The 25,300-nt window shown below is 72.2% G+C and carries 20 protein-coding genes; 10 read left to right on the top strand and 10 right to left on the bottom strand.

The features are described from left to right. Positions 1-70 precede the first annotated feature (70 nt). From KZ829_RS38865 to KZ829_RS38855, 3 genes are all read left to right on the top strand, one after another. A complete protein-coding gene (locus KZ829_RS38865) occupies positions 71-3,031 on the top strand; it encodes a glycine--tRNA ligase (RefSeq protein ID WP_220148841.1) in 2,961 nt (986 codons plus the stop codon). A 33-nt stretch (positions 3,032-3,064) separates the two neighbouring features. Beyond that, positions 3,065-5,032, top strand: a complete 1,968-nt coding sequence (locus KZ829_RS38860) for a hypothetical protein (RefSeq protein ID WP_220148840.1) — start codon at positions 3,065-3,067, stop codon at positions 5,030-5,032. Between the two features lie 218 nt (positions 5,033-5,250). Further along, a complete protein-coding gene (locus KZ829_RS38855; protein ID WP_220148839.1) occupies positions 5,251-6,348 on the top strand; it encodes a glycerophosphodiester phosphodiesterase in 1,098 nt (365 codons plus the stop codon). A 68-nt stretch (positions 6,349-6,416) separates the two neighbouring features. Here KZ829_RS38855 and KZ829_RS38850 read toward each other — a convergent pair whose 3' ends face one another. The 4 genes from KZ829_RS38850 to KZ829_RS38835 all read right to left on the bottom strand — a co-directional run bounded on the left by KZ829_RS38850 (position 6,417) and on the right by KZ829_RS38835 (position 11,097). Next, on the bottom strand, positions 6,417-6,725 hold the full coding sequence (locus KZ829_RS38850) for a hypothetical protein (protein WP_220148838.1): 309 nt from the start codon (positions 6,723-6,725) through the stop codon (positions 6,417-6,419). 11 nt (positions 6,726-6,736) lie between these two features. Continuing rightward, the gene (locus KZ829_RS38845) at positions 6,737-7,963 is read right to left on the bottom strand and encodes an inorganic phosphate transporter (RefSeq protein WP_220148837.1); all 1,227 of its coding nucleotides are present in this window, start codon (positions 7,961-7,963) and stop codon (positions 6,737-6,739) included. Positions 7,964-8,349: 386 nt separating this feature from the next. Continuing rightward, complete coding sequence (locus tag KZ829_RS38840; RefSeq protein WP_220148836.1) at positions 8,350-9,645, bottom strand: aspartate aminotransferase family protein; 1,296 nt, start codon at positions 9,643-9,645, stop codon at positions 8,350-8,352. A gap of 27 nt (positions 9,646-9,672) precedes the next feature. Continuing rightward, the gene (locus KZ829_RS38835; protein WP_246636986.1) at positions 9,673-11,097 is read right to left on the bottom strand and encodes an aminotransferase class I/II-fold pyridoxal phosphate-dependent enzyme; all 1,425 of its coding nucleotides are present in this window, start codon (positions 11,095-11,097) and stop codon (positions 9,673-9,675) included. Between the two features lie 142 nt (positions 11,098-11,239). On the opposite strand from KZ829_RS38835, the gene KZ829_RS38830 reads away from it, so the two are divergent. The 7 genes from KZ829_RS38830 to KZ829_RS38800 all read left to right on the top strand — a co-directional run bounded on the left by KZ829_RS38830 (position 11,240) and on the right by KZ829_RS38800 (position 18,110). Further along, positions 11,240-12,082 (top strand): nitrilase-related carbon-nitrogen hydrolase, encoded by an 843-nt coding sequence (locus KZ829_RS38830; protein WP_220148834.1) that lies wholly within the window; start codon positions 11,240-11,242, stop codon positions 12,080-12,082. Continuing rightward, positions 12,079-13,479, top strand: coding sequence for a dihydropyrimidinase (hydA, locus tag KZ829_RS38825; protein ID WP_220148833.1), 1,401 nt, complete (start codon positions 12,079-12,081; stop codon positions 13,477-13,479). The genes KZ829_RS38830 and hydA overlap by 4 nt, the downstream gene beginning before the upstream one ends. Positions 13,480-13,491: 12 nt before the next feature. Further along, on the top strand, positions 13,492-14,490 hold the full coding sequence (locus tag KZ829_RS38820) for a TIGR03842 family LLM class F420-dependent oxidoreductase (protein ID WP_220148832.1): 999 nt from the start codon (positions 13,492-13,494) through the stop codon (positions 14,488-14,490). Next, on the top strand, positions 14,487-15,329 hold the full coding sequence (locus KZ829_RS38815; RefSeq protein WP_220148831.1) for an ABC transporter permease: 843 nt from the start codon (positions 14,487-14,489) through the stop codon (positions 15,327-15,329). The genes KZ829_RS38820 and KZ829_RS38815 overlap by 4 nt, the downstream gene beginning before the upstream one ends. Further along, positions 15,326-16,141: an ABC transporter ATP-binding protein gene (locus KZ829_RS38810; RefSeq protein WP_308285847.1), complete on the top strand. Its 816-nt coding sequence runs from the start codon at positions 15,326-15,328 to the stop codon at positions 16,139-16,141. The genes KZ829_RS38815 and KZ829_RS38810 overlap by 4 nt, the downstream gene beginning before the upstream one ends. Positions 16,142-16,214: 73 nt before the next feature. Further along, positions 16,215-16,970 (top strand): ABC transporter permease, encoded by a 756-nt coding sequence (locus KZ829_RS38805; RefSeq protein ID WP_220148830.1) that lies wholly within the window; start codon positions 16,215-16,217, stop codon positions 16,968-16,970. A gap of 9 nt (positions 16,971-16,979) precedes the next feature. Next, a complete protein-coding gene (locus tag KZ829_RS38800) occupies positions 16,980-18,110 on the top strand; it encodes an ABC transporter substrate-binding protein (RefSeq protein WP_220148829.1) in 1,131 nt (376 codons plus the stop codon). A gap of 1 nt (position 18,111) precedes the next feature. On the opposite strand, the gene KZ829_RS38795 is transcribed toward KZ829_RS38800, so the two are convergent. The 6 genes from KZ829_RS38795 to KZ829_RS38770 all read right to left on the bottom strand — a co-directional run bounded on the left by KZ829_RS38795 (position 18,112) and on the right by KZ829_RS38770 (position 25,174). Continuing rightward, on the bottom strand, positions 18,112-18,894 hold the full coding sequence (locus KZ829_RS38795; protein ID WP_220148828.1) for a hypothetical protein: 783 nt from the start codon (positions 18,892-18,894) through the stop codon (positions 18,112-18,114). Positions 18,895-18,961: 67 nt separating this feature from the next. Then, positions 18,962-19,831, bottom strand: coding sequence for an SCO6745 family protein (locus KZ829_RS38790; protein WP_308285846.1), 870 nt, complete (start codon positions 19,829-19,831; stop codon positions 18,962-18,964). Continuing rightward, positions 19,819-20,328, bottom strand: a complete 510-nt coding sequence (locus KZ829_RS38785) for a hypothetical protein (protein ID WP_220148827.1) — start codon at positions 20,326-20,328, stop codon at positions 19,819-19,821. The genes KZ829_RS38790 and KZ829_RS38785 overlap by 13 nt, the downstream gene beginning before the upstream one ends. A 19-nt stretch (positions 20,329-20,347) precedes the next feature. Next, positions 20,348-22,624 carry a putative bifunctional diguanylate cyclase/phosphodiesterase gene (locus tag KZ829_RS38780; protein WP_220148826.1) on the bottom strand — a complete coding sequence of 759 codons (2,277 nt, stop codon included), beginning with the start codon at positions 22,622-22,624 and terminating at the stop codon, positions 20,348-20,350. After that, positions 22,621-24,447 carry a diguanylate cyclase domain-containing protein gene (locus tag KZ829_RS38775; RefSeq protein ID WP_220148825.1) on the bottom strand — a complete coding sequence of 609 codons (1,827 nt, stop codon included), beginning with the start codon at positions 24,445-24,447 and terminating at the stop codon, positions 22,621-22,623. Before KZ829_RS38775 ends, KZ829_RS38780 begins: the two co-directional genes overlap by 4 nt. Positions 24,448-24,571: 124 nt before the next feature. Next, positions 24,572-25,174, bottom strand: a complete 603-nt coding sequence (locus KZ829_RS38770) for a hypothetical protein (RefSeq protein ID WP_220148824.1) — start codon at positions 25,172-25,174, stop codon at positions 24,572-24,574. Positions 25,175-25,300 lie beyond the last annotated feature (126 nt).

Here is a 25,300-nt window from a genome sequence, read left to right as displayed (position 1 = left end):
GGCGTAAAGATCGTCGGCCGGCACAAATCGCGTACCTCCCCCCGTGTGGGCGCACCTAGACTTCGGTCCCATGCTCACCATGCAGGACGCGCTCGCCCGGTTGACCACCTACTGGACGGATCAGGGCTGCCTCGTCGTCCAGCCGATGAACACCGAGGTCGGCGCCGGCACGCTCAACCCCGCCACCTTCCTGCGGGTGCTCGGGCCGGAGCCGTGGCGGGTCGTCTACACCGAGCCGTCGGTGCGGCCGGACGACTCCCGTTACGGCGAGAACCCGAACCGGCTACAGACCCACACCCAGCTCCAGGTGATCCTCAAGCCCGACCCGGGCAACCCGCAGGAGCTCTACCTCGGCAGCCTGGCCGCGCTCGGTATCGACGTGACCGCCCACGACGTCCGCTTCGTCGAGGACAACTGGGCCTCCCCCGCGCTCGGCGCCTGGGGTCTCGGCTGGGAGGTCTGGCTGGACGGGCTGGAGATCACCCAGTTCACCTACTTCCAGCAGGCCGGCGGCCTGAACCTCGATCCGGTGAGTGTGGAGATCACTTACGGCATCGAGCGGATCATCATGGCGCTCCAGGACAAGACCCACTTCAAGGAGATCGAATACTCCCCCGGGGTCAGTTACGGCGAGGTCTTCGGCCAATCCGAATACGAGATGTCGCGCTACTACCTCGACGACGCCGACATCGAGGCGAACCGGCGGCTGCTGGAGATCTACGCCGGCGAGGCGCAGCGCATGATCGACGCCGGCCTGCCCGTCCCGGCCCACTCCTACGTGCTGAAGTGCTCGCAGGCCTTCAACGTCCTGGATGCCCGGGGCGCCGTCTCCACGGCCGAGCGGGCCGCCGAATTCGGCCGGATGCGGCGGCTCGCGGGGGAGGTCGCCAAGCTCTGGGTGGATCGCCGCACCGGGCTCGAACTGCCGCTCGGCACCGTCACCCCGCTCGCCCCGGCCCGGCCGGCCGCCGCCGTGCAGACCGGCGACACCGCGCGCACGCTGGTCTTCGAGATCGGCACCGAGGAACTGCCGCCCGCTGAGCTGCGCTCCGCGCGCGAGCAGGTGCAGCGGCTGCTCACCGAGGGTCTGGCGGCCACCCGGCTGGGCCACGGCGAGGTGCGGGTCTTCGGGACGCCGCGCCGGCTCATCGCCGTCGCCACAGCGGTCGCGGCCCGCGAAGAGGATCACGTGCGCACGATCAAGGGCCCCAAGGTCCAGGCCGCCTATGCCGGGGACGGCACCGCCACGAAGGCGCTGGAGGGCTTCACCCGCGGGCAGGGCGTCACCCTCTCCGACGTCGAGACCGAGGAGGTCGGCGGCGTACCCCATGTGGTGGTCCGGAAGCACGAGGCCGGGCGCGCGGCACCCGAGGTGCTCGCCGCCGTGCTCGCGCAGGTCGTGACCGGCCTGCGGGCCGCCAAGAACATGCGGTGGAACGATCCGAGGCTGGCCTTCAGCCGGCCGGTCCGCTGGCTGGCCGCGCTCTGGGGCGACGACGTCGTGCCGGTGGCCGTCTCCACGCTGGCCGCCGGACGCCGGACGCGGCTGCTGCGCACCGCCGTGCCGCCGGAGATCGAGATCGCCTCGGCCGAGGACTTCCTGGAGACGCTCGGCGTCAACGGCATCGTCGCCGACCACGAGGACCGCCGGGAACTGATCGTCATCGGCGCCCAGGACCTCGTCTACCCGGACGGGCGGATCGACGTCCAGGGCGAGGCCGCGCTGATCGACCAGATCACCGACCTGGTGGAGCAGCCGCTGCCGCTGCTCGGCACCTTCGACGAGGGCTATCTGTCGCTGCCGGACGCGGTGCTGACCACGGTGATGCGCAAGCATCAGCGTTACCTCCCGGTGCGTGACGCCGACGGGAAGCTGCTGCCGATGTTCGTCACCGTGGCGAACGGGCCGGTCGACGTGGAACTCGTCCGCGCCGGGAACGAGGCGGTGCTGCGCGCCCGTTACGAGGACGCGGCCTTCTTCTACCGCGCCGACCAGGCGACGCCGATCGCCGAGATGAAGTCGCATCTGAACCGCCTCACCTTCACCGACAAGCTCGGCTCGATGGCCGACCGGGCCGGCCGGATCGCCGCCCTTGCCCTCTCTGTCGCCGACCGCCTCGAATCCGGTTCACCGGTCCTGCGGAGGGCCGCCGAACTGGTCAAGTTCGACCTCGGCTCGCAGCTGGTCACCGAGATGACCAGCCTGGCCGGGGTGATGGCGCGCGACTACGCGCTGCACGCCGGTGAGGACCGGGCCGTGGCGCAGGCGGTGTACGAGGCCGAGCTGCCCCGCAACACCGGTGACGACCTGCCGCGTACGCTGCCGGGCGCGCTGCTGTCGCTGGCCGACCGGCTGGACCTGATCGCCGGGCTGGCCGCCACCGTGGGTCTGCCGACCGGGTCGAGCGACCCGTTCGCGGTCCGCCGGGCGTTCCTCGGGCTGATCGCGGTGCACCGGGCGACGCCGCGGCTGGCCGGGTTCGACCTCACCGAGGGGCTGGCGCTGGCGGCGGCCGCGCAGCCGGTGCCGGTGGCGGACACCGTCCTGGAGGCGTGCGCCGAGTTCCTGACCCGGCGGCTGGAGCAGGTGCTCACCGAGGAGGGGCAGCCGGTCGACCGGGTGCGCGCCGTGCTGCCGCACGCCGCCCGGCCGGCGGTCGCCGCCGCGCTGCTGGGACAGCTACGGGACGCGGTCGGCGATCCGGGCTTCCAGGCCGTCGCCGAGGCGGTGCAGCGGGCGCGCCGGATCGTGCCCGCCGGGACTCCGGCCGGGTACGACGCGGGGCTCCTCAAGGAACCCGCCGAGATCGCGCTGCACGAGGCGGTGACGGCGGTCGCCGTACCGGCCTCGCCGGACGTCACCGCGTTCGTGGCGGCCACCCGGCCGCTCGTGGAACCGGTCGGCCGGTTCTTCGACGAGGTGTTCGTGATGGCCGACGACCCGGCGCTGCGGGCCGCCCGGCTGGGTCTGCTGGCCCGCGTCCGGGATCTCGGCGACGGGTTGCTCGACTGGTCCCATCTGCGGTTCTGAGAAATGTCGTAGCCCGGCCCTAGGGTGTGCCGCATGCCGCTCACCTGGGCCGGGCTCGCCCGCCCGTTCAGCCACACCGACAGCGCCGCCCTGACCGCGCTCCTGCTCGGCGCCACCGAGCGGGAGCGGCTGGCGTTCGCCGCCGAGATCGAGCGACGGATCCGGGCGGACGACGAGGGCCCATGGGAGCGGTCGGTGAGCCCGGCCGGGCTGTTCGCGCTGACCGTGATCGCCTGCATGCCGACCGCGGCCCGGGCGGCGGCCCTGCTCACCCGCCGGAGCATGCGCGACTGGGGCCGGATCCGGGTCGACCGGTTCCTGGCGATCGCCCGGACCCGGGAGCTGCCGTGGCTCGGTGACCTCGGGGTTCGGCTGGCCGGGCGGCTGCCGGCCCGCAACCCGGATCCACGGGAGTGGGAGTTCGTCGAGGCGCTGCTCATCGAGGGTGGCGCCGAGCCGCCGGTGACCGATCCGGTGGTGCGCGACTGGCTGGACCGGGTGGCCCGCCGGGAGCCGGAGCGGGCCGCGGAGATCCGGGAGACGGTCGCCGTCGCGCTTTCCCATCCCTCCCTCGACCTGCAGGAACGGGCCCGCGACGTGATCGGGGCCGGGTGGTCCTCCGCCGAGCCGGCCGAATTTCCGGAGGTGGCGGCCGCTCCCCCGGCCGCCCCGATGCCGCCGCCCATCGGCAGCGCCGCCGAGCTGGCCGAGGAGCTGATGACGGTGGCCCATACCGCGACCGCGGTGCGCTGGGAACGAGTCATGGCCGGGCTCGTCACGCTGCACCACGCGGGCGCGCTGTCCGGGGTGCCCGCCGAGGTGCTCCGGGCGCTCCGGGGGTCGTGGGACGACGGCCTGGGGTTCCTCGGCCGGGCGCTCAGCGGGGTCACCGGGCCGGCGCCCGAGCTCGCCGCGTTCAACGTGCCGGCCGATGTGCTGACCTGGCGGCTCGCCGAGCTGGCGGTCCGGCTCCCCGGGGGCCTCCCGGTGCTGCTGGCCACCCCCACCGACGTGTCCGGGTGCGTCGAGGCCGGCACGCTGGTCGAGCGGATGGAGCGGCTGGAGGCGGCCGGCCGGGATCCGTGGCCTCTCGACTTCGAGCAGGCGCTGCTGCGGGTGGCGGTGACCGGCGACGCCGCGGTGCTCGCCCGGGCCGGCGCCCTGAGCACCCCGGAGGGGAAACGGCTCGCCGCGTGGTTCGGTGCCGAACGGGTCGAGACGATCGCCACCCGCATCGAGCAACCGGGTGGCGGCTACGGGTACGACGCCTGGACACCGTTCGACGCGGGTCCCGAGCTGATCCGCCGGGTCGTCGTCAACCTGGCGCCGCGACGCGACGACCGGCGGCTGCCGCTGCTGGGCCGGTTGCTGTTCACGATCGGGCGGCGGCCGACCGCCCGGGAGGACTGTCTGTCGTTCCACCACTGCCCGCCGGACGTGCTGGCCATGACGCTGCCGCACGACCGGGAGGCGGTCGCGGCGTGGGCGCTGCCGGAGATCGCCGGGCTCGCCGACCGGGACAGCCGGGACGACACGGCGCTGCCGCTGCTGGGTGACTGCTCCGGGCGCTCCGGGGCGGCGGTGGCGCTCGCCCTGGCGTACGGGCTGGGGGCCCGGCATCAGCCCGGCCGTGCCGCGGCCGTCGACAGCTACCTCGCGGTGACCGCCGGGACCGGCCCGCTGCCCGCGGCGGTCGGCGCCGACCTGGGTGACCTGTGCGCCGACGGCACCGTGAAACTGACCCGGGTGGTGCCCGCGCTCGCCGACGCCCACGCGGCCGGAGCATCCGTTGCCGTCTGGGAGACGATCGCCGCCGCTCTGCCACCGCTGCTGAAGGCCACCCCACGCGGCCTGCCCGACCTTCTGGAGCTGGCCACCCGGGTGACGTCGCGACTCGGGACGCGCGCCGAGGTCCCGGGCCTCGACGCGGTGGCCGGGCGCGGTGGCGGAGCCCGCCTGACCCGGGAGGCGAAGCGCCTGCACGCGACCGTCACCCGCTGACGGCGGGAGCGAGGGCTGCGGCGGGCCGAGGGCGACGGGGCGGGGATGACCATTGACCCGGCGTTCGCGGACGCGCCATGAGATCGTCGCCTGCGTGACGGATCGGTCACGTCGACTCTCAACGGGCATCCGGCGATCTTCGCCGGAGAGGTTCTTCCGGCGGGTGGCGCCGGTGGTGGTTCCGGCATCGCGGCCGGACCGAGTTCGTGGAGGAGAACGTGGCAGATCGCCGTCAGGTGCTGCGCTTCGGCGCTGTCGCCGCCGCCGCTCCGGCGCTGGCCGGTGCCGCTTCCGCGCCCGCATGGGCCGGCGGCGACCGCAGCACCCGGAACCGGGCCCTGGTGGTCGGGCACCGTGGCGCGTCCGGTTACCGGCCCGAGCACACGCTGGCGTCGTACGAGCTGGCCGCTCGGATGGGCGCCGACTACATGGAGCCCGACCTGGTGATCACCAAGGACGGTGTCCTGGTGTGCCGGCACGAGCCGGAGATCGGCGGCACCACCGATGTGGCGTCGCGGCCCGAGTTCGCCGGCCGGCGGAGGACGGTCGTTCTGGACGGCGTGAGCGTCACCGGCTGGTGGACCCAGGACTTCACGCTCGCCGAGCTGAAGACGCTGCGCGCGGTCGAGCGGATTCCGGCGATCCGTCAGCGGAACACGCTGTACGACGGCCGGTTCGAGGTGCCGACCTTCCAGGAGGTGCTGGACCTTCGCCGGCGGCTGTCGAAGGAGCTGGACCGGGAGCTGGGCGTGTTCCCGGAGACCAAGCACCCGACCTTCTTCCAGCGGCTCGGCCTGGAGCTGGAGAAGCCGCTGGTCCGGGCACTGCGCCGCAACGGCCTGGACCGGCGGGGTGCGAAGGTGTTCATCCAGTCGTTCGAGGCGGCCAACCTGCGAACGCTGGCCGACGAGCACCGGGTCGACGTGCCGCTGGTGTTCCTGAGCAGTGCGGCGGGCAGCCCGTTCAACGACCCGCGCAGCTACGCCGACTACCTGACGCCGGGTGGGCTCAAGGAACTGTCCGAGTTCGTGGACGGTCTCGGCCCGGAGAAGGGGCAGATCGTCCCGCGCCGGGCGGACGGCACCCTCGGCTCGCCGACCAGTCTGGTCGGCGACGCGCACGCGGCCGGGCTCAAGGTCGTGCCGTACACGTTTCGCGCGGAGAACTCGTTCCTTCCGGCCGAGCTGCGGGTGGGCACCGACGTCAGCGCCTACGGCAAGGCGATCGACGAGCAGGTGACGTTCCTGCGAACCGGGATCGACGGTCTCTTCACCGACAATCCGGACATCGGCGTCCTGGCCCGCGGTCTGGCCTGACGGACCGCCACCGGCCGACGAGAAAGCGACGGCCCCGGCGCCGGGACGCCGGGGCCGGGACGCGCGATCTACTTCTCGACGAGCGTCGGGTAGATGTGCGAGAAGTCGAGCTTGTAGCCGAATCCGCTGGCCACGATGAACGTCAGGCCGAGCAGCACGCCGAGGACGACCACCGCGAACAGGGCGTAGCCGAGGGCCGTGCCGAACGGGCGCTTGGTCCCGGCGGTGACGCCGCTGGTGTTGACGGACGCCTCGCCGGCGCCCCAGGCGAGGGAGCGGATGCCGAGGGCGAAGAGGATCGGCAGGCCGGCGCCGAGGGCGAGGCCGGCGAGCAGGACCTGCCACGCGCCGGTGAGCGCGAAGTCGAGGTTGTGCATGTCCCGGCCTTTCAGTTCGCCGCGGCGGCGGGGATCGGGGTGACGGGCTGGGCGGCCGCGCCGTCCCAGTCGTCGTTGACGTTCTCGTGGTCGACCTTGCCGGAGCGGGAGCGAAGGTACATCGCGCCGGAGGCCGCGACCAGGAGGGCGAAGACCACCAGGGCGCCGGCCATGCCGCCGACGGCGTCGCCCACGTACCACATCGCGGCGCCGACCAGGCCGGCCGAGGGAAGGGTGATCAGCCAGGCCAGGACCATCCGGCCGGCGACCGCCCAGCGGACCGTGGCGCCGGGACGGCCGAGACCGGAACCGATCACCGAGCCGGTGGCCACGTGGGTGGTGGAGAGCGCGAAGCCGAGGTGGCTGGAGGCCAGGATGACCGCGGCGGCGCCGGACTGCGCGGCGGTGCCCTGCGGCGGGGTGATGTCGGTGATGCCCTTGCCGAGGGTGCGGATGATGCGCCAGCCGCCCAGGTAGGTACCGAGCGCGATGGCCAGCGCCGCGGAGACCTTGACCCACAGCGGGATGTTCTCCAGGTCGTCCCAGTGACCGCTGGCGATCAGGGCGAGGGTGATCACGCCCATGGTCTTCTGGGCGTCGTTGGTGCCGTGCGCCAGGGAGACGAGCGAGGCGCTGCCGATCTGGCCCCAGCGGAAGCCCTTCTCGGTGAACCGCGCGGCCACCCCGGCAGTGATCTTGAAGATGATCCAGGTGCCGGCCACGGCGACGACGCCCGCGATGACCGGCGAGATGACGGCGGGCAGGAGCACCTTGCCCACGACGCCGTCGAGCTTGGAGCCGTCGCCGTTCCAGTTGACGCCGGCCACGCCGAGACCGGCGAGGGTGGCGCCGACCAGGCCGCCGAAAAGGGCGTGCGACGAGCTGGAAGGCAGGCCCAGGAGCCAGGTGAGCAGATTCCAGACGATGCCACCGACGAGGCCGGCCAGGATGATCAGCAACAATCCGCTGCCGCCGTCGGCGAGGAGTTCCGCCTTGGGCGCGCCGCTCTTGTCCTGGATCTTGACAACGGCATTGGTGACGGTCAGCGCGACTTCCACGGAGAGGAAGGCGCCGACCAGGTTCAGGACACCGGACAGAGCGACGGCCGTTTTGGGCCGGAGCGCCTTGGTCGCGATGGAGGTGGCCATCGCGTTGGCGGTGTCATGGAACCCGTTGGTGAAATCGAAGGCCAGGGCCGTGATGACCACCAGCGCCAAGATCACGGATGTTTCTGTCACGCCGTGATCGTGACCGAGTTACGGGCCCACTGCCATACCCCCAACGCAACATGTACAAGGTTCGGCCCTCGTTAACCTTACGTTTCCCAAATATCACCCCTGGGTGACCGAACAATTACTCTTCGCGTCCGCGAATGGACGCTGGATGAACAAAACTTTAGGCCCGCCACGGCGGAAACCCGGCAAAGGATCATATGTCGCATCGGGGTGGTGGGTTCTGACCGTCGCTCCCGCCGAGGGCCCGGCACGGCCCGCCGGCCGCTGGCGCGTCCAGAATGCGGGCCGCACCGTGCGACGTGCGTAAGCGGTTGCGCCCCAAAAACCCGGCCGGCCCCAGGGCTGTTTCGGGGCGCGCGAGACAGCCCTGAGGGCCGGCTGAAGTCGATCTAGGCGATTCGGGACTCGGCGTCGGCCGTGGCGATCGCGCCGGACAGGATCGCGAGCCCCTCCCGGGCCTCGTCCTCGGTGAGGGTGAGGGGTGGGCCGATCCGGAGCACGTTGCCGTACAGGCCGCCCTTGCCGACCAACAGCCCGCCCTCCCGGCAGAGGTCGAAGACCCGCAGCGTGACCGCCGGGTCCGGCTCGGTGGTGCCGGGCCGGACGAACTCCAGCCCGATCATCAGGCCCCGCCCGCGCACCTCGGCCAGGATCCCGTACGACAGCGCCCGCAGCCCCGCGAGCAGGATCCCGCCGACCCGCCGCGCGTTGCCCTGGAGGTCGTGGTCGAGCACGTAGTCGAGTACCGCGTTGCCGGCGGCCGCACTGACCGGGTTGCCGCCGAACGTGGAGAAGCTGACCGCCGGGACCGCGTTCATCACCTCGGCACGGCCGACCACGCCACCGAGCGCGAACCCGTTGCCGATGCCCTTGGCGAAGGTGATCAGATCCGGGGTGACGCCGTGCGCCTGGTAGCCCCAGAAGTGGTCGCCGGTCCGCCCCCAGCCGGTCTGCACCTCGTCGGCGATGAGCAGGATCCCGTGCTCGGCCAGCACCTTCCGGTACGCCCCGAGCAGCCCGTCCGGCCCGTGCACGAACCCGCCCACACCCTGGACCGGCTCGGCGATCAGGGCGGCCACGTCCCCGGCGGTGACCGTGGCGAGGACCTCCCGCAGGTCGTCGACGGCCGCCTCGAGCAGGTCGGCGTCGTTCAGCCCGGCCATCCGCCCGCGCAGCCGGTCGGCGGAGGCCAGCCAGTTCACCGACAGCGGACTCAGCGAGCTGGACGACCAGCTGCGGTGCCCGGTGACCGCCATGGTCGCGAAGGTCCGGCCGTGATAGCTGTTCTTGATCGCCAGGATCTGGTTGGACCGCCGTACGTTCGTGGCCATGAGCAGCGCCGACTCGTTGGCCTCGGTGCCCGAGTTGGTGAAGAAGACCCGCGCGTCCGGGATCCCGGAGAGCCGGGCGATCTTCTCGGCCAGCTCGACCTGCTGCCGGATCAGGTAGAGCGTGGAGGTGTGCGCGACGCCGGTGCCGATCTGGGCGCGGACCGCGTCGCTGATCTCGGCCACGTCGTACCCGATCATCGTGGTCAGTACCCCACCGAAGAAGTCGAGGTAGGTGCGGCCGCCGGCGTCGGTGACCCGGCGGCCGCTCCCGGAGACGATCTCCAGCGCGTCGTCGCCGTAGTAGACGGGCATCCAACCGGGCATCACCGCCCGGTGACGGTCGAGCAGGCTCATCGATGACCTCCGTTGTCATGTGCTTCCCTAGCGCCATCCGGGTGGGTGCGCGAGGTCCCGCCGGCCGCTGCCGCGGGTGGTCTCGGAGGTGGCCGCCGCGAGCACGTCGGCCAGCTCGCCGTAGCCGTCGGCGACCAGCCCCGCGGTGATCCGCAGGTGGTCGCCGGGCAGCGGGGTGACGCAGAACGGGGCGCCGGGCGCGGCCGCGATCCCGTGGGCGGCCAGCGCGACCATGGCGTTCTGCTGGTCGGGGACCGGCAGCCAGAGGTTTATCCCGTCGGTCGCCTCGGTGGTCACCCCGCGCTCGGCCAGCGCGGCCGACAGCGCGGCCCGGCGGTACGCGTACGCCTCCCGCGCCGCCGCCACCTGTGCCGTGACGTCCGGGTCGGTGAGCAGGTCGAGCAGCACGCCCTGGAGCAGCCGGCTGGACCAGCCGGGCCCGAGCAGCCGCCGATCGGCGACCGCGTCGAGCACGTGGGCGGGCCCGCCGACCGCCGCGAGCCGCAGGTCCGGCCCGTGGCTCTTGGAGAAGCTGGCCACGTGGACGGTCCGGTCCGGCAGGTAGCGGCCGAGGCTGACCGGCGGGGCGGTGGCGATGTCGCCGGCGTGGTCGTCCTCGACCACGAGCAGGTGCGGCGCCTCCAGCAGGACATTGGCGAGCAGCGCGGCCCGGGCCTCGTCCATGCTGGCGCCGGTCGGGTTGTGGGCGCGCGGCTGGAGGAAGAGGGCGACCGCCCGGTAGCCGCGGACGGCCCGCAGCAGCGCGTCCGGGACGATGCCGGAGGCGTCCATCGGCACCCCGACCACGGTGGCGCCGACCGCCTGGAGCAGGTCGAGCAGCGGCGGGAAGGCCGGGTTCTCGACGAGGACGTGGTCGCCGTACCGCAGCACCGCCCCGGTCACCCGGTCGAGCGCGTCCATGGCGCCGTCCACCACGGTGAGCCGCTCCGGCGGGTACGGCCACCGCTGCCGCAGCACCTGGTCCAGCCCGGGCAGCACCGGCGGGTCGAGGTAGCTCCCGGCCCACCGGCCGTCGCCGATCCGGCGCAGCGCGACGTCGAGCGACGGCAGCAGCAGCGGGTCGGGCACACCGGTGGACAGGTCCCGTGGCAGACCGATCCGGGCCCCGCTGAGCTGGGCGTACCGCAGTCGTGCGCGGGGCGGTAGCGGCCCGGACACGAAGGTCCCGGAGCGGCCGCGGGTCTGGATCGCCCCGGCGAGGATGAGGTTGCGCCATGCCTCGCTGACCGTCGTCGGGCTGACGCCGAGCCCACCGGCCACCGTGCGGACGGTGGGCAGCCGGGCCCCGGCGGGCAGCCGGCCGGAGGTGATCAGACGGCTCACCGCCGCCGCGATGCCCCGGGCGCTTCTGTCCTGAACCGCCCCGGTGATCAGCGTCAGCAAATTATCGTCTCCGAAACATTCCGTAACGTACGGGCAATTGTCCGCCATGATGTGTGTCGTTAGTGTCCTACGGCATCCGACGCCGACAAGCAAGCCCTGGCGCCGGACCCTAAACGAGGAGTAAACACACGATCACAGGCGCTTCGAGGCGCACTGCGCGTGCCAGAAGATCAAATAGAGAGGGGCCGCAATGACGACCGGAGTCGTCCGCGCCGCCCTCGTCCAGACCACCTGGACGGGCGACAAGGAATCCATGATCAAAGCGCACGAGGACTACGCTCGTGAGGCCGCCGCCCAGGGCGCGAAGGTGATCTGCTTCCAGGAGCTCTTCTACGGCCCCTACTTCTGCCAGGTCCAGGACGCCGCCTACTACGAGTACGCCGAATCCGTCCCGGGCCCGACGACCGAGCGTTTCCAGGCGCTCGCCGCCGAACTGGGAATGGTCATGATCCTGCCGATGTACGAGCAGGAGCAGCCCGGCGTCCTCTACAACACCGCGGCCGTGGTCGACGCCGACGGCAAATACCTCGGTAAATACCGCAAGAACCACATCCCGCAGGTGAAGGGGTTCTGGGAGAAGTTCTACTTCCGTCCCGGAAACCTGGGTTATCCGGTGTTCGACACCGCGGTCGGCAGGGTCGGCGTCTACATCTGTTACGACCGGCATTTCCCCGAGGGCTGGCGCGCGCTCGGCCTCAACGGGGCGCAGATCGTGTTCAACCCGTCGGCCACCAGCCGCGGTCTCTCCTCCTACCTGTGGCAGCTGGAGCAGCCGGCCAGCGCCGTGGCGAACGAGTACTTCATCGGCGCCATCAACCGGGTGGGCGTCGAGGAGCTGGGTGACAACGACTTCTACGGCCAGACGTACTTCGTCGACCCGGAGGGTAGGTTCGTCGGTGAGGTGGCGGACACCCACCATCCCGAGCTGATCGTTCGTGACCTGGACCTGAGCCTGCTCGGCACGGTCCGAGACCGCTGGCAGTTCTTCCGCGACCGCCGCCCCGACTCCTACGACGGGCTGGTGGCGCCGTGACCACGCTGATCAGGGGCGGAACGGTCGTCGGGCCCACCGGACCGGTGAAGGCCGACGTCCTCGTCGACGGTGAGACCATCGCGGCGATCTTCGCGCCCGGGAGCTCGCCACAGATCGACCACGTGATCGATGCGACCGGGAAATACGTCATCCCGGGCGCCGTCGACGCCCACACCCACATGGAGCTGCCCTTCGGCGGCACCCACGCCAGCGACACGTTCGACACCGGCACCAGGGCCGCGGCGATCGGCGGGACGACCACGATCATCGACTTCGCGGTGCAGCGGACCGGCGAGGTCGTTCAGGACGGTCTCGCCGCCTGGCACGGCAAGGCCGACGGCAACTGCCACATCGACTACGCCTTCCACATGATCCTCGGCGGCGTGGACGACGAGTCGCTCAAGGCCATGGACCAGCTGGTGGCCGGCGAGGGCATCTCCAGCTTCAAGCTCTTCATGGCGTACCCCGGGGTGTTCTACTCCGACGACGGGCAGATCCTGCGCGCCATGCAGAAGGCGCGGGACAACGGCGCCATGATCATGATGCACGCGGAGAACGGGCCGGCCATCGACGTACTGGTCAAGCAGGCCCTGGAACGCGGTGAGACGGACCCGGTCCACCACGGTCTGACCCGCCCGCAGGAGCTGGAGGCGGAGGCCACCAGCCGGGCCATCTGGCTGGCGAGCGTGGCCGCGGACTGCCCGCTCTACATCGTGCACCTGTCCGCGTCGAAGGCTCTCGAACAGGTCCGCAACGCCCGCGACCTGGGGAAGAACGTCTTCGCCGAGACCTGCCCGCAATACCTCTACCTCACCCTGGAGGACCAGCTCGGCGCGCCCGGCTTCGAGGGCGCCAAGTGGGTCTGCTCGACGCCGCTGCGGTCCAGGCACGAGACCCACCGCGCCGACCTGTGGCAGGGCCTGCGCACCAACGACCTGTCGGTGGTGTCGACCGACCACTGCCCGTTCTGTTTCAAGGACCAGAAGGAGCTGGGCCTCGGCGACTTCTCGAAGATCCCGAACGGGATCGGCGGCGTCGAGCACCGGGTGGACCTGCTCTACCAGGGCGTCGTCGACGGCAAGCTGTCGCTGGCCCGCTGGGTGGAGACGATCGCGACCACCCCGGCGCGGATGTTCGGCCTCTACCCGCGCAAGGGGATCATCGCCCCCGGCTCGGACGCCGACATCGTCCTGTACGACCCGAACGGGCGTACCCGGATCAGCGCCGAGACGCACCACATGAACATGGACCACTCTGCGTGGGAGGGCTGGGAGATCGATGGCCGCGTCGACACGGTCATCGCCCGCGGCGAGGTGATCGCCACCGGCGGCGAGTACACCGGGCGGGCCGGCCGCGGCCGCTACCTCAAGCGCGGCCTCAGCGACTACCTGCTCTAGAAAGGGGCGGGCATGGACATCGGTGTCGTCTTGCAGAACGACCCACCCGCGCTGGAGGTCGTCGAGTGGGCGAAGAGGGCGGAGGCGGCCGGCTTCAGTCACTTCTGGACCTTCGACTCGCACGTGCTCTGGCAGGAGCCGAACGTGGTCTACTCGGCCATCCTCGGCGCCACCGAACGGATCGTGGTCGGGCCGATGGTCACCAACCCGGGCACCCGGGACTGGACGGTGACCGCCTCGACCTTCGCGACCCTCAACGAGATGTACGGCAACCGCACGATCTGCGGCATCGGCCGGGGCGACTCCGCCCTGCGGGTGCTCGGCCTCGCCCCGCAGACCCTGGGTCAGCTGCGCGAGAGCGTGCTGGCGATCAAGGGCCTGGCCAACGGGGAGAAGGTCACGGTCCGCGGTCAGGAGCTCCAGCTGGCCTGGGCCGCGGACAGCCGCCTCGAGGTCTGGGTGGCGGCCTACGGCCCGAAGGCCCTCGCCCTCACCGGGGAGGTGGGCGACGGCTACATCCTCCAGCTCGCCGACCCGGACATCGCCGAGTGGATGATCACGGCGGTACGGAAGGCGGCGGTCCTCCACAGACGGGACCCCGACGCCATCAGGTTCTGTGTGGCGGCGCCCGCCTACGTCGGCGACGACCTGGCGCATCAGCGCGAGCAGACCCGCTGGTTCGGCGGGATGGTGGGCAACCACATCGCCGACATCGTGGGCCGCTACGGCGGCGACGGCCGGGCGGTGCCGCAGGCGCTGACCGACTACATCGCGGCCCGGCAGGACTACGACTACGCCGAGCACGGGCGGGCCGGCAACACCCACACCACGTTCGTGCCGGACGAGATCGTGGACCGGTTCTGCGTCCTCGGGCCGGTGGAGAACCACGTGAAGCGGTTGCAGGAGCTCAAGCAGCTCGGCGTCGACCAGTTCGCGGTCTATCTCCAGCACGACGCCAAGGATCAAACCCTTTCGGCGTACGGCGAGCACGTCATCCCGGCGTTCTCGTGAGACGGGTCCTCTCGGTGATCGCCGGGCTGGCCGTGGCCGCGCTGCTCTGGGAGGGCTACAAGGCGGCCGGCGATCCCGAGGGGACGGTGCTGTTCGGCGTACGGGTCCTGCCCCGCGCCGACGACCTCTCGATGCCGCATCTGTGGACCATCGGGCAGCGGCTGGCCGATCCGGAGATGACCGGCGGCCGGCCGGTGTGGCTCGTGGTGCTGCAGGCCTGCCTGTTCACCCTCGGCATCACGGCGGCCGGTTTCGCCGCCGGCACGGTGATCGGGCTGGTCCTGGCGGCGGCCATGCAGCGGTTCCGGATCGTGGAGCGGGGGCTGCTGCCGTACGTCGTCCTCTCCCAGACCGTGCCGCTCGTGGCGCTCGCGCCGCTGATCGCCGGCTGGGGCGGCACCCTCATGCCGTCCTGGGCGACGGTCTCGGTGATCGCCGCCTACCTGGCGTTCTTCCCGGTCGCGGTGGGCATGCTGCGCGGGCTCCAGTCGCCGTCGGCCGGCGGGGTGGAGCTGATGCGCAGTTACGCCGCGGGATGGTGGCGCACGCTGGTGAAGCTGCGTTTCCCGGCGGCGCTGCCCTACCTCTTCCCGGCGCTGCGGCTGGCCGGCGCGGCCGCGGTGGTCGGCGCGGTGGTCGGTGAGATCTCCACCGGCACCCGGGGCGGCATCGGCCGCCTGATCATCGAGTACTCGCGGGAGGCCACCTCGGATCCCGCCAAGGTCTACACGGCCATGCTCGGCGCGGCCCTGCTGGGCCTGCTCGTCGCGGGCGCGGTGAGCCTCCTGGAACTGCCGCTGATGCGGCACCGGCGACATGTGGAGGTGGCGACACTGTGAGCGAGTTGGCGAGCCCGGCCCCGAACGTCGTGCCGGCGCCGGATCGGGGCAGCACGGCCGCGGTGGCCGTCGACAACGTCACGAAGGTCTTCAACCAGGGCCGCTCCGACGAGGTCCTGGCTCTGTCCGGCGTGAGCCTGACCGTCGGTGACGGCGAGTTCGTGTCGCTGATCGGGCCCTCCGGCTGCGGCAAGAGCACCCTGCTGCGGCTGATCGCCGACCTGATCGAGCCGACCACCGGCACGGTCACCGTCGCCGGGCGCCCGGCCGGTCAGGCCCGCCGCGACCAGGAGTACGGCATCGCCTTCCAGCAGGCCGGCCTCTTCGAGTGGCGGACCGTCCGCCGCAACGTCGAACTGCCGCTGGAGCTGCGCGGGGTGTCCAAGGCCGAACGGCGGGCCAGGGCCGAGGAGATGCTGGAGCTGGTCGGCCTGGCCGACTTCGCCGGGCACTATCCCGGTCAGCTCTCCGGCGGCATGCAGCAGCGGGTGGCGATCGCCCGCGCCCTGGCGGTCCAGCCGCCGCTGCTGCTGATGGACGAGCCGTTCGGCGCGCTCGACGAGATGACCCGGGAACGGTTGCAGTCGGAGCTGCTCGGCATCTGCGCCAAGACCGGGACCAGCACGGTCTTCGTCACCCACTCGATCTCCGAGGCGGTGTTCCTCTCCGGCCGGGTGGTGGTCATGTCCGCCCGGCCGGGACGGATCACCGCGTCGATCGAGGTGGAGCTGCCGTCGCGGGACGAGGCCGGACGGCAGGCCCCGGCCTACTTCGAGAAGATCACCGAGGTACGGCAGGCGCTGCGCTCATGAGCGAGCTTGCGAGCGAATCATCGAGCTCAGTCGTGTACTCATGGCGACGCCGGAGCGCAGCGGAGGTGGCGCCATGAGGAGAATCCTGCCGCCGGTGGTCGTCGGTGTCCTGGCCCTGCTCCTCTGGGAGCTGTTCGTGACGCTGGGCCGGGTCGCGCCGTTCATCCTGCCCGCGCCGTCGGCGATCGGGGCGCAGATCGTCGAGCAGCGGCAGAACATCGTGGAGGCGGCCCTGGCCAGTGGCGCGAACGCGCTGGCCGGCCTGATCGGCGGCACCCTGGTGGCGGTGCTGGCCGCGCTCGCCGCCAGCCGGTTCCTGGTCCTCGGCGAGGTGTCGATCCCGTTCGCCGCGGTCCTCAACGCGCTGCCGATCATCGCCCTCGCCCCGATCCTCAACAACATGTTCGAGTCGACCAGCAGCGTCCCGCGCCGCCTGGTCACCGGCATCGTGGTGTTCTTCCCGGTCTTCCTGAACCTGCTGCGCGGGCTGCGCGAGGTGGATCCGGTCCACCAGGAGCTGATGCGCACGTACGCGGCGTCCGGCTGGACCTTCGCCCGCAAGGTCCGGCTGCCCGGCGCGCTCCCCCACCTCTTCACCGGCCTGCGGCAGGCGTCGTCGCTGGCCGTGATCGCCGCGGTCGTCGCCGAGTACTTCGGCGGGCTGCAGGACGGGCTCGGGGCGCGGATCACCTCCGCCGCCGCGTTCACCGCCTACCCCCGTGCCTGGGCCTTCGTGGCCGGCGCCTGCCTCCTCGGACTCACCTTCTACCTGGCCACGCTCCTGCTGGAGCGCCTGGCCATGCCGTGGAAACGACATCTCATAAGTTAGGGGTTCGCGTTGAAGCTCTCCCGGACAGTCCTCGCATCGGTTCTCGCGCTGACCGCCTGCGGCACCGCCGATACCGCCACCACTCCGGCTCCGGGCGCGAGCGGCGCCCTGACCCCGATCAAGTTGCAGTTGCAGTGGTTCTACCAGGCCCAGTTCGCCGGCTACATCGCCGCCGTGGACCAGGGCTTCTACAAGGAGCAGGGCCTGGACGTGACGCTGCTGGAGGGCGGCGTCGACATCGTCCCGCAGACCGTCCTGGCGCAGGGAAAGGCCGACTACGCGATCGCGTGGGTGCCGAAGGCGCTGGCCTCCCGGGAGCAGGGCGCCGGCATCACCGACGTGGGGCAGATCTTCGCCCGCTCCGGGACGTACCAGGTGGCCTGGAAGGACAGCGGCATCACCACGGCCGCCGACCTCAAGGGCAAGAAGGTCGGCAACTGGGGCTTCGGCAACGAGTTCGAGCTGTTCGCCGGCATGACCAGGGCCGGGATCGACCCCGGCAAGGACGTCACCCTGGTGCAGCAGCAGTTCGACATGCAGGCGCTGCTGAAGAAGGAGATCGACGCCGCCCAGGCGATGAGCTACAACGAGTACGCCCAGCTGCTGGAGGCGAAGAACCCGGCCACCGGCAAGCTCTACACGGCCGGCGACTTCGCGATCATCGACTGGAAGACCGAGGGCTCCTCGATGCTCCAGGACGCGGTGTGGGCGAACACCCAGAAGCTGAACGATCCGGCGTACCAGCAGCAGACCGTGAAGTTCCTGACCGCCACGATCAAGGGCTGGGCGTTCTGCCGGGACAACCCGGAGAAGTGCCGTGACCTGGTCGTCGCGAAGGGGTCCAAGCTCGGCAGGAGCCACCAGCTGTGGCAGATGAACGAGGTCAGCAAGCTGGTGTGGCCGGCCGCCGCGGGCGGGATCGGCACGATCGACGAGGCGGCCTGGAAGCAGACCGTGGAGATCTCGCAGACCACGAGGAACCAGACCGGCGACACGGTGCTGACCAGGGCGCCGGAGGGCCTGGCCTACACGAACGACTACATCGAGCAGGCGATCGAGCAGGCCGAGGCCGCGGGCGTCGATGTCGAAGGCGCCGGTTTCCAGCCGGCCACGGTCACCCTGACCGAGGGCGGCGCCTGAGCTACTGGGACGACATGACGAGCCGAGCCGCGAGGGCGACCGTGGCCAGGTCGCCCGCGCGGAGCTTGTCGGCCGCGTGCGCCTCGCCGAGGGCCTCCAGCCGCTGCGCGGACGCGTCGATCAGGGCGTCCTCCCCGGCCAGGAGGCGGCGGGCGACCCGCACCTGGACCGGGTCCAGGTCGGCGTACGCGCACTTGTCCAGCGCCTCGACCGTCTCGTCGTCCAGCTGGCCGTCCATCGCCCGCTCGGTGATCACCTGGAGCAGCCAGCTCGGCCACCAGTTGTACTTCCCGACGATCTGGCCGGAACGGATCGCGGCGGCCGGTTCGAACCCGGCGGCCAGCATCCTGACCGCGAGGTCGACGTCGAACCGTTCCATCCGCAGCGCACCCACGAAGGCCCGGAGGACCTTCTGCGTCGGCACGAACGCCTCGGCCGCGAACGCCGCCTCCCCGAGACGGCCCAGCAGAAGATGACAGGTCGCGCGCGCCTCGGCGACCATCGACGCATCGCCGGATCTGTCCTCGATCCGGTCGAGGGTGGCGACCAGCCGCTCGGCGCTCTTGGCGGCGCGCTCGGCCAGCTCTGCACTCTCCGGCTTGTTGAGGTGCCGGACCATGACTTCGGTGGCGATCTCCGCTTCCCGCCGCAGCAGCTGCGAGGCGATATTCGGGTTGATCAGCTCACCCAGACCCTCGGTGAGGTGCGCGGTGTCGAATCGCTCGGAGGCCTCTGGGAATTGCTCCCACCATGAAGCCGGGTGTCTCTGCTGGGCTTCTGTCACGCACCAAGAGTGACCCACCGATTACGCTCCGGCAACGGATTCGACCAGGTGACATGCGTGGTCAGATTCACCGGGGCTTCTGCTCAACCAGGGCGGCCGGGTTCAGCAGCCCCGCTTTCACGATCGTCCGGCTCAGCGGCCGGGTCAGCGACGCGAGCCGCAGGCACCCCTGTTCGCCGATCGCCCGGTAGGCCACCTCGGCCACCGCGTCGGTCCGCTCCTCGATGTGCGCCCGCAGGGCCACGCCGGCCCCGGTGAGCCCGTCGTCGCCGTACAGGCCGCTGCGCCGCAGGTCGTCCTCGGCCTCGGCCCACTGCTCACGGCTCCACCCCCGGGTGGCCCGCAGGAACCGGCCGTCGATCTCCCCGCTGGCCGCGTGCATGACGATCGCGTCGAGGCCGCTGACCCCGTTCGCCAGCAGCGCCGCCACGTGCCCGTCGCCCCGGAACTCGCGGAGCAGCATCTGGGCGTGGAAGAGCACCAGGTGCGGCGCCTCGGGCCAGGGCAGCGCGGCGTGGACGGCGAACAGCGGGCGGCCGTGCGGCAGCCGGGCGGCCGCCTCCGCCGCCGTACGGGCCAGCCCGGCCGCCTCGGCCATCTCCGGCCCGGCCAGCACGTCCGCGCCCAGCCCGCGGGTCAGGGCGGCGTCGACGGCCTCCAACCGGGCCTGGAGCAGCTGCCCGGGGCTCGCCTTGGCCCAGGCGGCGGGCAGCGCGCGAGCGACGCGGGCCGGGTTGAAGTTGTAGAAGGTGGCGGCCACGATCTCCGGCCCCACCGGCCCGAACGCGGCCCCACGGGACGCGAAGTAGCCATCCATCGGGGAGAGGCCCAGCTTCGCGAACCGTTCGAAGGTCTCGGGCACGAAGTAGACCAGCGCATGCAGCGGCTCGGTCACCCGCCAGGCGAGTCGGTACGGGCTCTCGGTCACGGTTCCCACGGCAACTCCTCGGCGTGGACGGTGTCTCCGGAGCCGACCGCCCCGGAGTGGCGCGGCGCCGGCCGCGCCGCCACCGTATGCCATCGCCCGGATCGACGGGACGCCTCCCGGACCACGAGATGCACCGGCAACGGCGGTGGCGGGAACGGGCCGGCGCCCCAGCGCACCCAGATCGCCAGCCGGCCGGCCGCCGCCTCGGCGAGCAGTTTGTCGACGGTGCGCTGCCGGTCCAGCCGGTCCACCTCGATCGCCACCGGCGGGCCGTCCGGGCGCGCGCAGGCCACGTCCAGCACCGAGGTGCCCCGTAGCGGCGCGGGCAGCGGGAAGACGCTCGGCGCCCGCCGGTAGACCCGCCAGCCCTGGGCGGCGGCCCACTCGGCGACCGCGTCCACGATCCGGGCGGTCGCCTCGGCCTCCGGCAGGTCGGCGAAGGTCACCCGCTCCAGCCAGCCGGCGAGCGACCGGGCGGTCGACGTGCCCTCGTCAGAAAAGCTCACGCCGTACGATATCGGGGGTTTATGCGGCGATCTTGACCCGCCGGGCGGCGAGAAGCGCGGTGAGCTGCTCGGCCGGCATCGGCCGGCCCAGGTGGTAGCCCTGACCGACGGCGTAGCCGAGCCGGAGCAGCCGGTCGGCCTGCTCCTGGTTCTCGATGCCCTCGGCCACCGTGTCCAGGCCGAGCGCGCCGGCGAGCTGGGCCACGGCGCGGGCCACCGCCTGCCGGGCGTCCGCCGCCGGGGTGCCGGGCTCGTCGAGCTCGACGCCGTCGACGAACGACTTGTCCAGCTTGACGATCGCCGCCGGGAAGGCGCGCAGCAGGCTCAGGGACGACTCGCCGGTGCCGAAGTCGTCGAGTGCCAGGCGCACCCCGGAGTCGTGCAGCTCGTGCAGCACCCGCAGGACGTGCTGGCCGCGCAGCACCGCCGACTCGGTCAGTTCCAGGACGAGACGGTCGGCGGGCAGCCCGTGGTCGGCGAGCGCGGCCGCCACGTCGGTGACGAAGCCGGGGTCGTGCAGCTGGCGCACCGACACGTTGGGCGCCACCTTATCGAGCGAGCCCGGACCGAACTCGGACAGCCACGCGGCGCCCTGCCGGCACGCCTCCCGCAGCACCCAGCGGCCCAGCGGCACGATCAGCCCGGTACGTTCGGCGGCCGGGATGAACTCGGCCGGCGACACCATGCCCCGCGCCGGGTGCTCCCACCGGACCAGCGCCTCCACCCCGACGATCCGGCCGTCGCCGAGACTCACGATCGGCTGGTAGTGCAGCCGGAACTCACCGGCGTCCAGGGCCCGGCGCAGGTCGCCGGCGAGCTGGGCGTGCGCCTGGACGGGCCGTTCCATGCCGTCGGCGTACCGGATCCAGTTGGCCCGGCCGCGCTGCTTGGCCGCGTACAGGGCGGCGTCGGCCTGGCGCAGCAGGCCACCGGCGGCGGCGCCGCGCGACCCGGTGGCCAGGCCCGCGCTGAACTGGACCAGCAGCCGCTGGTCGCTGATCGGCACGGCGGTCGCCCCGGCGGCCCGTTCGGCCACCGCCTCGCCGTCGGCCGAACCCGGCAGCAGCACCGCGAACTCGTCGCCGGCCAGCCGGGCCACCACCGACCCCGGCCCGGCCGCGTCGCTCAGCACCGCCGCGAACGCGACCAGCAGCCCGTCACCGGCGTCCTGGCCGAGCGAGTCGTTCACCGAGTTGAACTCGTCCAGGTCGGCGAGCAGCACGGTGGCCGGCCCGGCGGCCAGCACCTCCTCCAGCCGCTGCCGGAACAGGGCCCGGTTCGCCAGCCCGGTCAGCGGGTCGTGGGACGCCTGGTGCCGCAGCCGCGCCTCGGACTCCTGCCGTTCTCCCAGCAGCCGGGTGTTCTCCCGGAACGTCACGTACTGCCGGACCGCGACCAGGGCGGTGACCAGCACCGCCGCGGACACCACGAGGACGCCCTCCCAGGCGCCCGGCGCCCAGTGCGAACGGCGGATCAGCACGTCGGCGACCGGCACGTCGACCGCCGCGATCGCCAGGTAGGGCAGCCACACGTTGGCGGGGCGGCCCGGACCCGCGGTGGCGGTCAGCTGGCGGCGGGCGCCGACGGCGATCAGCAGGCCGCAGACCGGCACGATCATCGCATGGCCGGGCAGGATGGCCTGGTAGCCGCCGAGCGCCGCGAGCAGCGCCACGGCGGCCGCGCCCAGCCCGCTCGAGGCGACCAGGCGCATGGCGGACCGGTCCACCGGGCCGCCCGCGATGTACGACACCTTGGTGATCGACACGGCCGCGAACGTGCACGCCGTCACCAGCACCGCCAGCGCCGACGGGGTCCACGGCTGGGGCGCCCGGTACATCGGGGCGATCCCGAAGTGCCACAGCACGGTGGCGCAGCCGAGCAGGGCGACGGTCCGGTCCAGCCACTGCTTGCCGCGCTGGTAGCCGGTGGTCACGCCGACCGGGACCTGGCCCACGCCCCACATCGCCACCAGGATGCCGGAGCAGATCAGCACGGCGCCGGCGACCGGCATCGCGGGCAGTTCCGGGGCGGCCCGGAAGGCGTCCACGGCCTGGAGGGTGAAGCCGGCCGCGAAGAGGTGGCAGCAGAGTTCCAGGAGCCGCCAGAAGCGGCGCCCGGCGGGGGCCATCGGCACGGTTCGCAGCAGGGAGCGCACAGCCAGCCCGCCGAAGGCCATCGACACCGGCATGAACAGGTAGCCGACCGCGGGGGTGCCGCGGCCCGCCGTCCCCCACGCCAGGTACCACAGGACGCCGAGCAGGCAGGTGATGCCGGCGGCGGTCACGTGACGCCTCATGACGCGTACATCCGGGTGCGCTGCTTCTCCTCGTACATCCGCAGGTCCGCGGCATTGAGCAGTTGATCCGGATCGGCGGACGGCCCGACGGCGACGCCGATGCTGACGCCCACCCGCAGCGGCCGCCCGGCGATCTCGGCCGGCCGCTCCAGCACCGTCCGCAGTCCGGCGGCGATCCGCTCGGCGCTCTCCACCCCGGTGGCCAGCACCGCGAACTCGTCGCCGCCCAGCCGGGCCGGGACGTCGTCCGGGCCGGAGCACTCGCGCAGACGGTCCGCCACGTGCCGCAGCACCGCGTCACCGGCGGCGTGCCCGTACGTGTCGTTGATCTGTTTGAAGCCGTCCAGGTCGAGCAGCAGCACCGCCGCGTCGCCGGACCGCCCGGTCACGGCCGCGGTGAACTGGCGCCGGTTCGCCAGGCCGGTCAGCTCGTCGTGGCCGGCCTGGTAGCGCAGCCGCTCGTGCAGCTCCCGGGACTCGGTCACGTCCCGCGCGTTGCACACCACGCCCCCGATGCCGGGCTCGTGGGTGAGGTTCATCGCGACCACCTCCAGCCAGCGCCACGAGCCGTCGGCGTGCCGGTACCGCCCCTGGTAGGTCAACTCGGCTCCCGGCGTCGAGTACAGCGTGGTCAGGTCGGCGGCCAGGGACGCACGGTCGTCGTGGTGCAGGATGTCCAGCGAGTTGCGGCCCAGCGCCACCGACGCCGGCACCCCGAGCACCCGCTCGACCGCCGGGCTCACGTAGGTGAAACCGGCGTCCGGCGCCGCGATCGAGATGACCTCGGAGGAGTGCAGCAGCAGGGCGTTCAGCCGCTGTTCCCGGTTACGGATCCCGACCAGCAAAGCGTTGTTCTCGGCCAGCGCGAGAAACTGCCGGCCGATCACCAGGGCGACGTTCACCAGCAGCCCGGCCAGCGCGCCCCAGGCGCTCAGCCCGAGACCCGCGGTGGTCAGCACGATCACCAGTGCGGCGGCGCAGAGGACCGTCCCGGTGTACGGCAGCGCGCTGTACCGGCCGCGCAGGGCCCGGTCCAGCCAGCGCCGCCCGTCCAGGCCCTCGGCGCCGCGCAGCAGCTGGACCCGCGGCCCGGCCAGGACCATCAGCATCGGCGCGACGGTCAGCGCCATCTGGGTGCCAGGGTCCCCCGCGTTGCCGCTGGGCGCCAGGATGCCGCCCACCGCCTGCACCACGGTGGCCGCCACGATCGGCGCCGCGGCCGAACCGGTCAACGGCGTCTCCCCGGTCAGGCCGGAGCGCACCGTGAGGAAGGCCGCGCAGAGCACCAGCCCACAGCCGAGGATCGCGACGACGTACGCCTCGATCCCGGCCTCGGGCCGGCCCGGGCGTGTCATCAGGCACCAGGCCACCGACACCGAGGCGGTGTTGACGATCGCGGTGTCCAGCAGCATCCGGATCCGCCGGCCGCGCGAACGCCCACGGGTCCGGCGGTACAGCAGCACCACCGCGCAGACCACGACGACGCCGGCCATGGCCGCCACCGACTGCACCGGGTGGAACACCAGGCGGTCGACGCCGGGGTCGGACACCGTGCTCCAGAGCTGCACCAGGTCACCGGTGAGGAAGATCAGCGCGGCGACGGAGAAGGCGCGCCAGAACCGGTCCGCGTACGGCGGCAGGTCCAGGGTGCGGCGCACCCGGCGGGCCGACCAGAACAGCAGCAGGTCCAGCACCAGGGCGATCAGCCAGCCGACGATCAGCTTGGGCCGGGGCTCGCCGGGGCCCAGGGCGAGCCCTCCCACCACCAGCACGCCGACCACGGTCAGAGCGATCAGCACGGGGTCGCGCCGCAACAATGCCATCTCCCGTCGGTGCTCCGGTCCGTGCCGGTTGTCATCGGCCGCCCCGGCGCGGGCATTAGCAGAAGCCGGTGACCGGTACGCCCCGGCTTGTCATGGCGGGTGGGGCGTACCGGTCACCGGGGTCTCACTGCTCGGGGGTCTCGGAAGCCTCGGGCGTCTCGGGCTCCTCGGACGGCTCGGGCGCCGACTCGGTCGGCTCGACCGTCGGCGACGTGGTCGGCGGGGTGGTCGGCGACGTGGTCGGCGTGGCCGACGGCGACGACGGGGCCGGGGTCGGCTTCACCTTCTTGCCGGTCGCCTGGATCTTCGTGACCGTGTAGGCCGTGCCGGCCCGGGTGCCGGTGACCGACACCTTCTGCCCGGCGCCCAGCCCGGCCACCGTGATCTTCTTGCCGTTCAGGATGATCCGGGCACCCGCCGGGACGGTCATCGTCACGGTCTTGCCACGGACGTCCTTCGTGCCGCTCCTCGCGGCCACCGTGATCGTGCCGGCCGACACGTCGACCGCGGTGATCGTGCCGGAGGCCTGGAAGGCGACCTTCCTCGGCGCCTTGGTGGGCTTGGCCTTCGTGGGCTTGGCCTTCGTGGGCTTCGCCGCGGCCGGCTTCTTGGCGGCCGACGCGGTGGCCGACGAGCTCTGGGCGTACGCGACCCCACCGACACCGGCGGCGGGGAGGGTGACGGCCGCGACCATGGCGACGGCGGCGGCGGTACGGCGCATGCGCATCTGATGGAACTCCTCAGCTCGGGGGAGTCACCACTGTGGGCAGCACCGGGTTCAGGTCGGTTGGCCTACCGGTTGCCGCACGGTTGCATCCGTTGGGCCCACGGCACACCGGCACGGGTTGACATG

This window comes from Actinoplanes hulinensis, from assembly GCF_019429605.1.
GTDB classification, from domain to species: Bacteria; Actinomycetota; Actinomycetes; order Mycobacteriales; family Micromonosporaceae; genus Actinoplanes; species Actinoplanes campanulatus.
The sequence above is the reverse complement of the archived record's forward strand: the minus strand, read 5'-3'. Positions and strand labels throughout refer to the sequence as shown.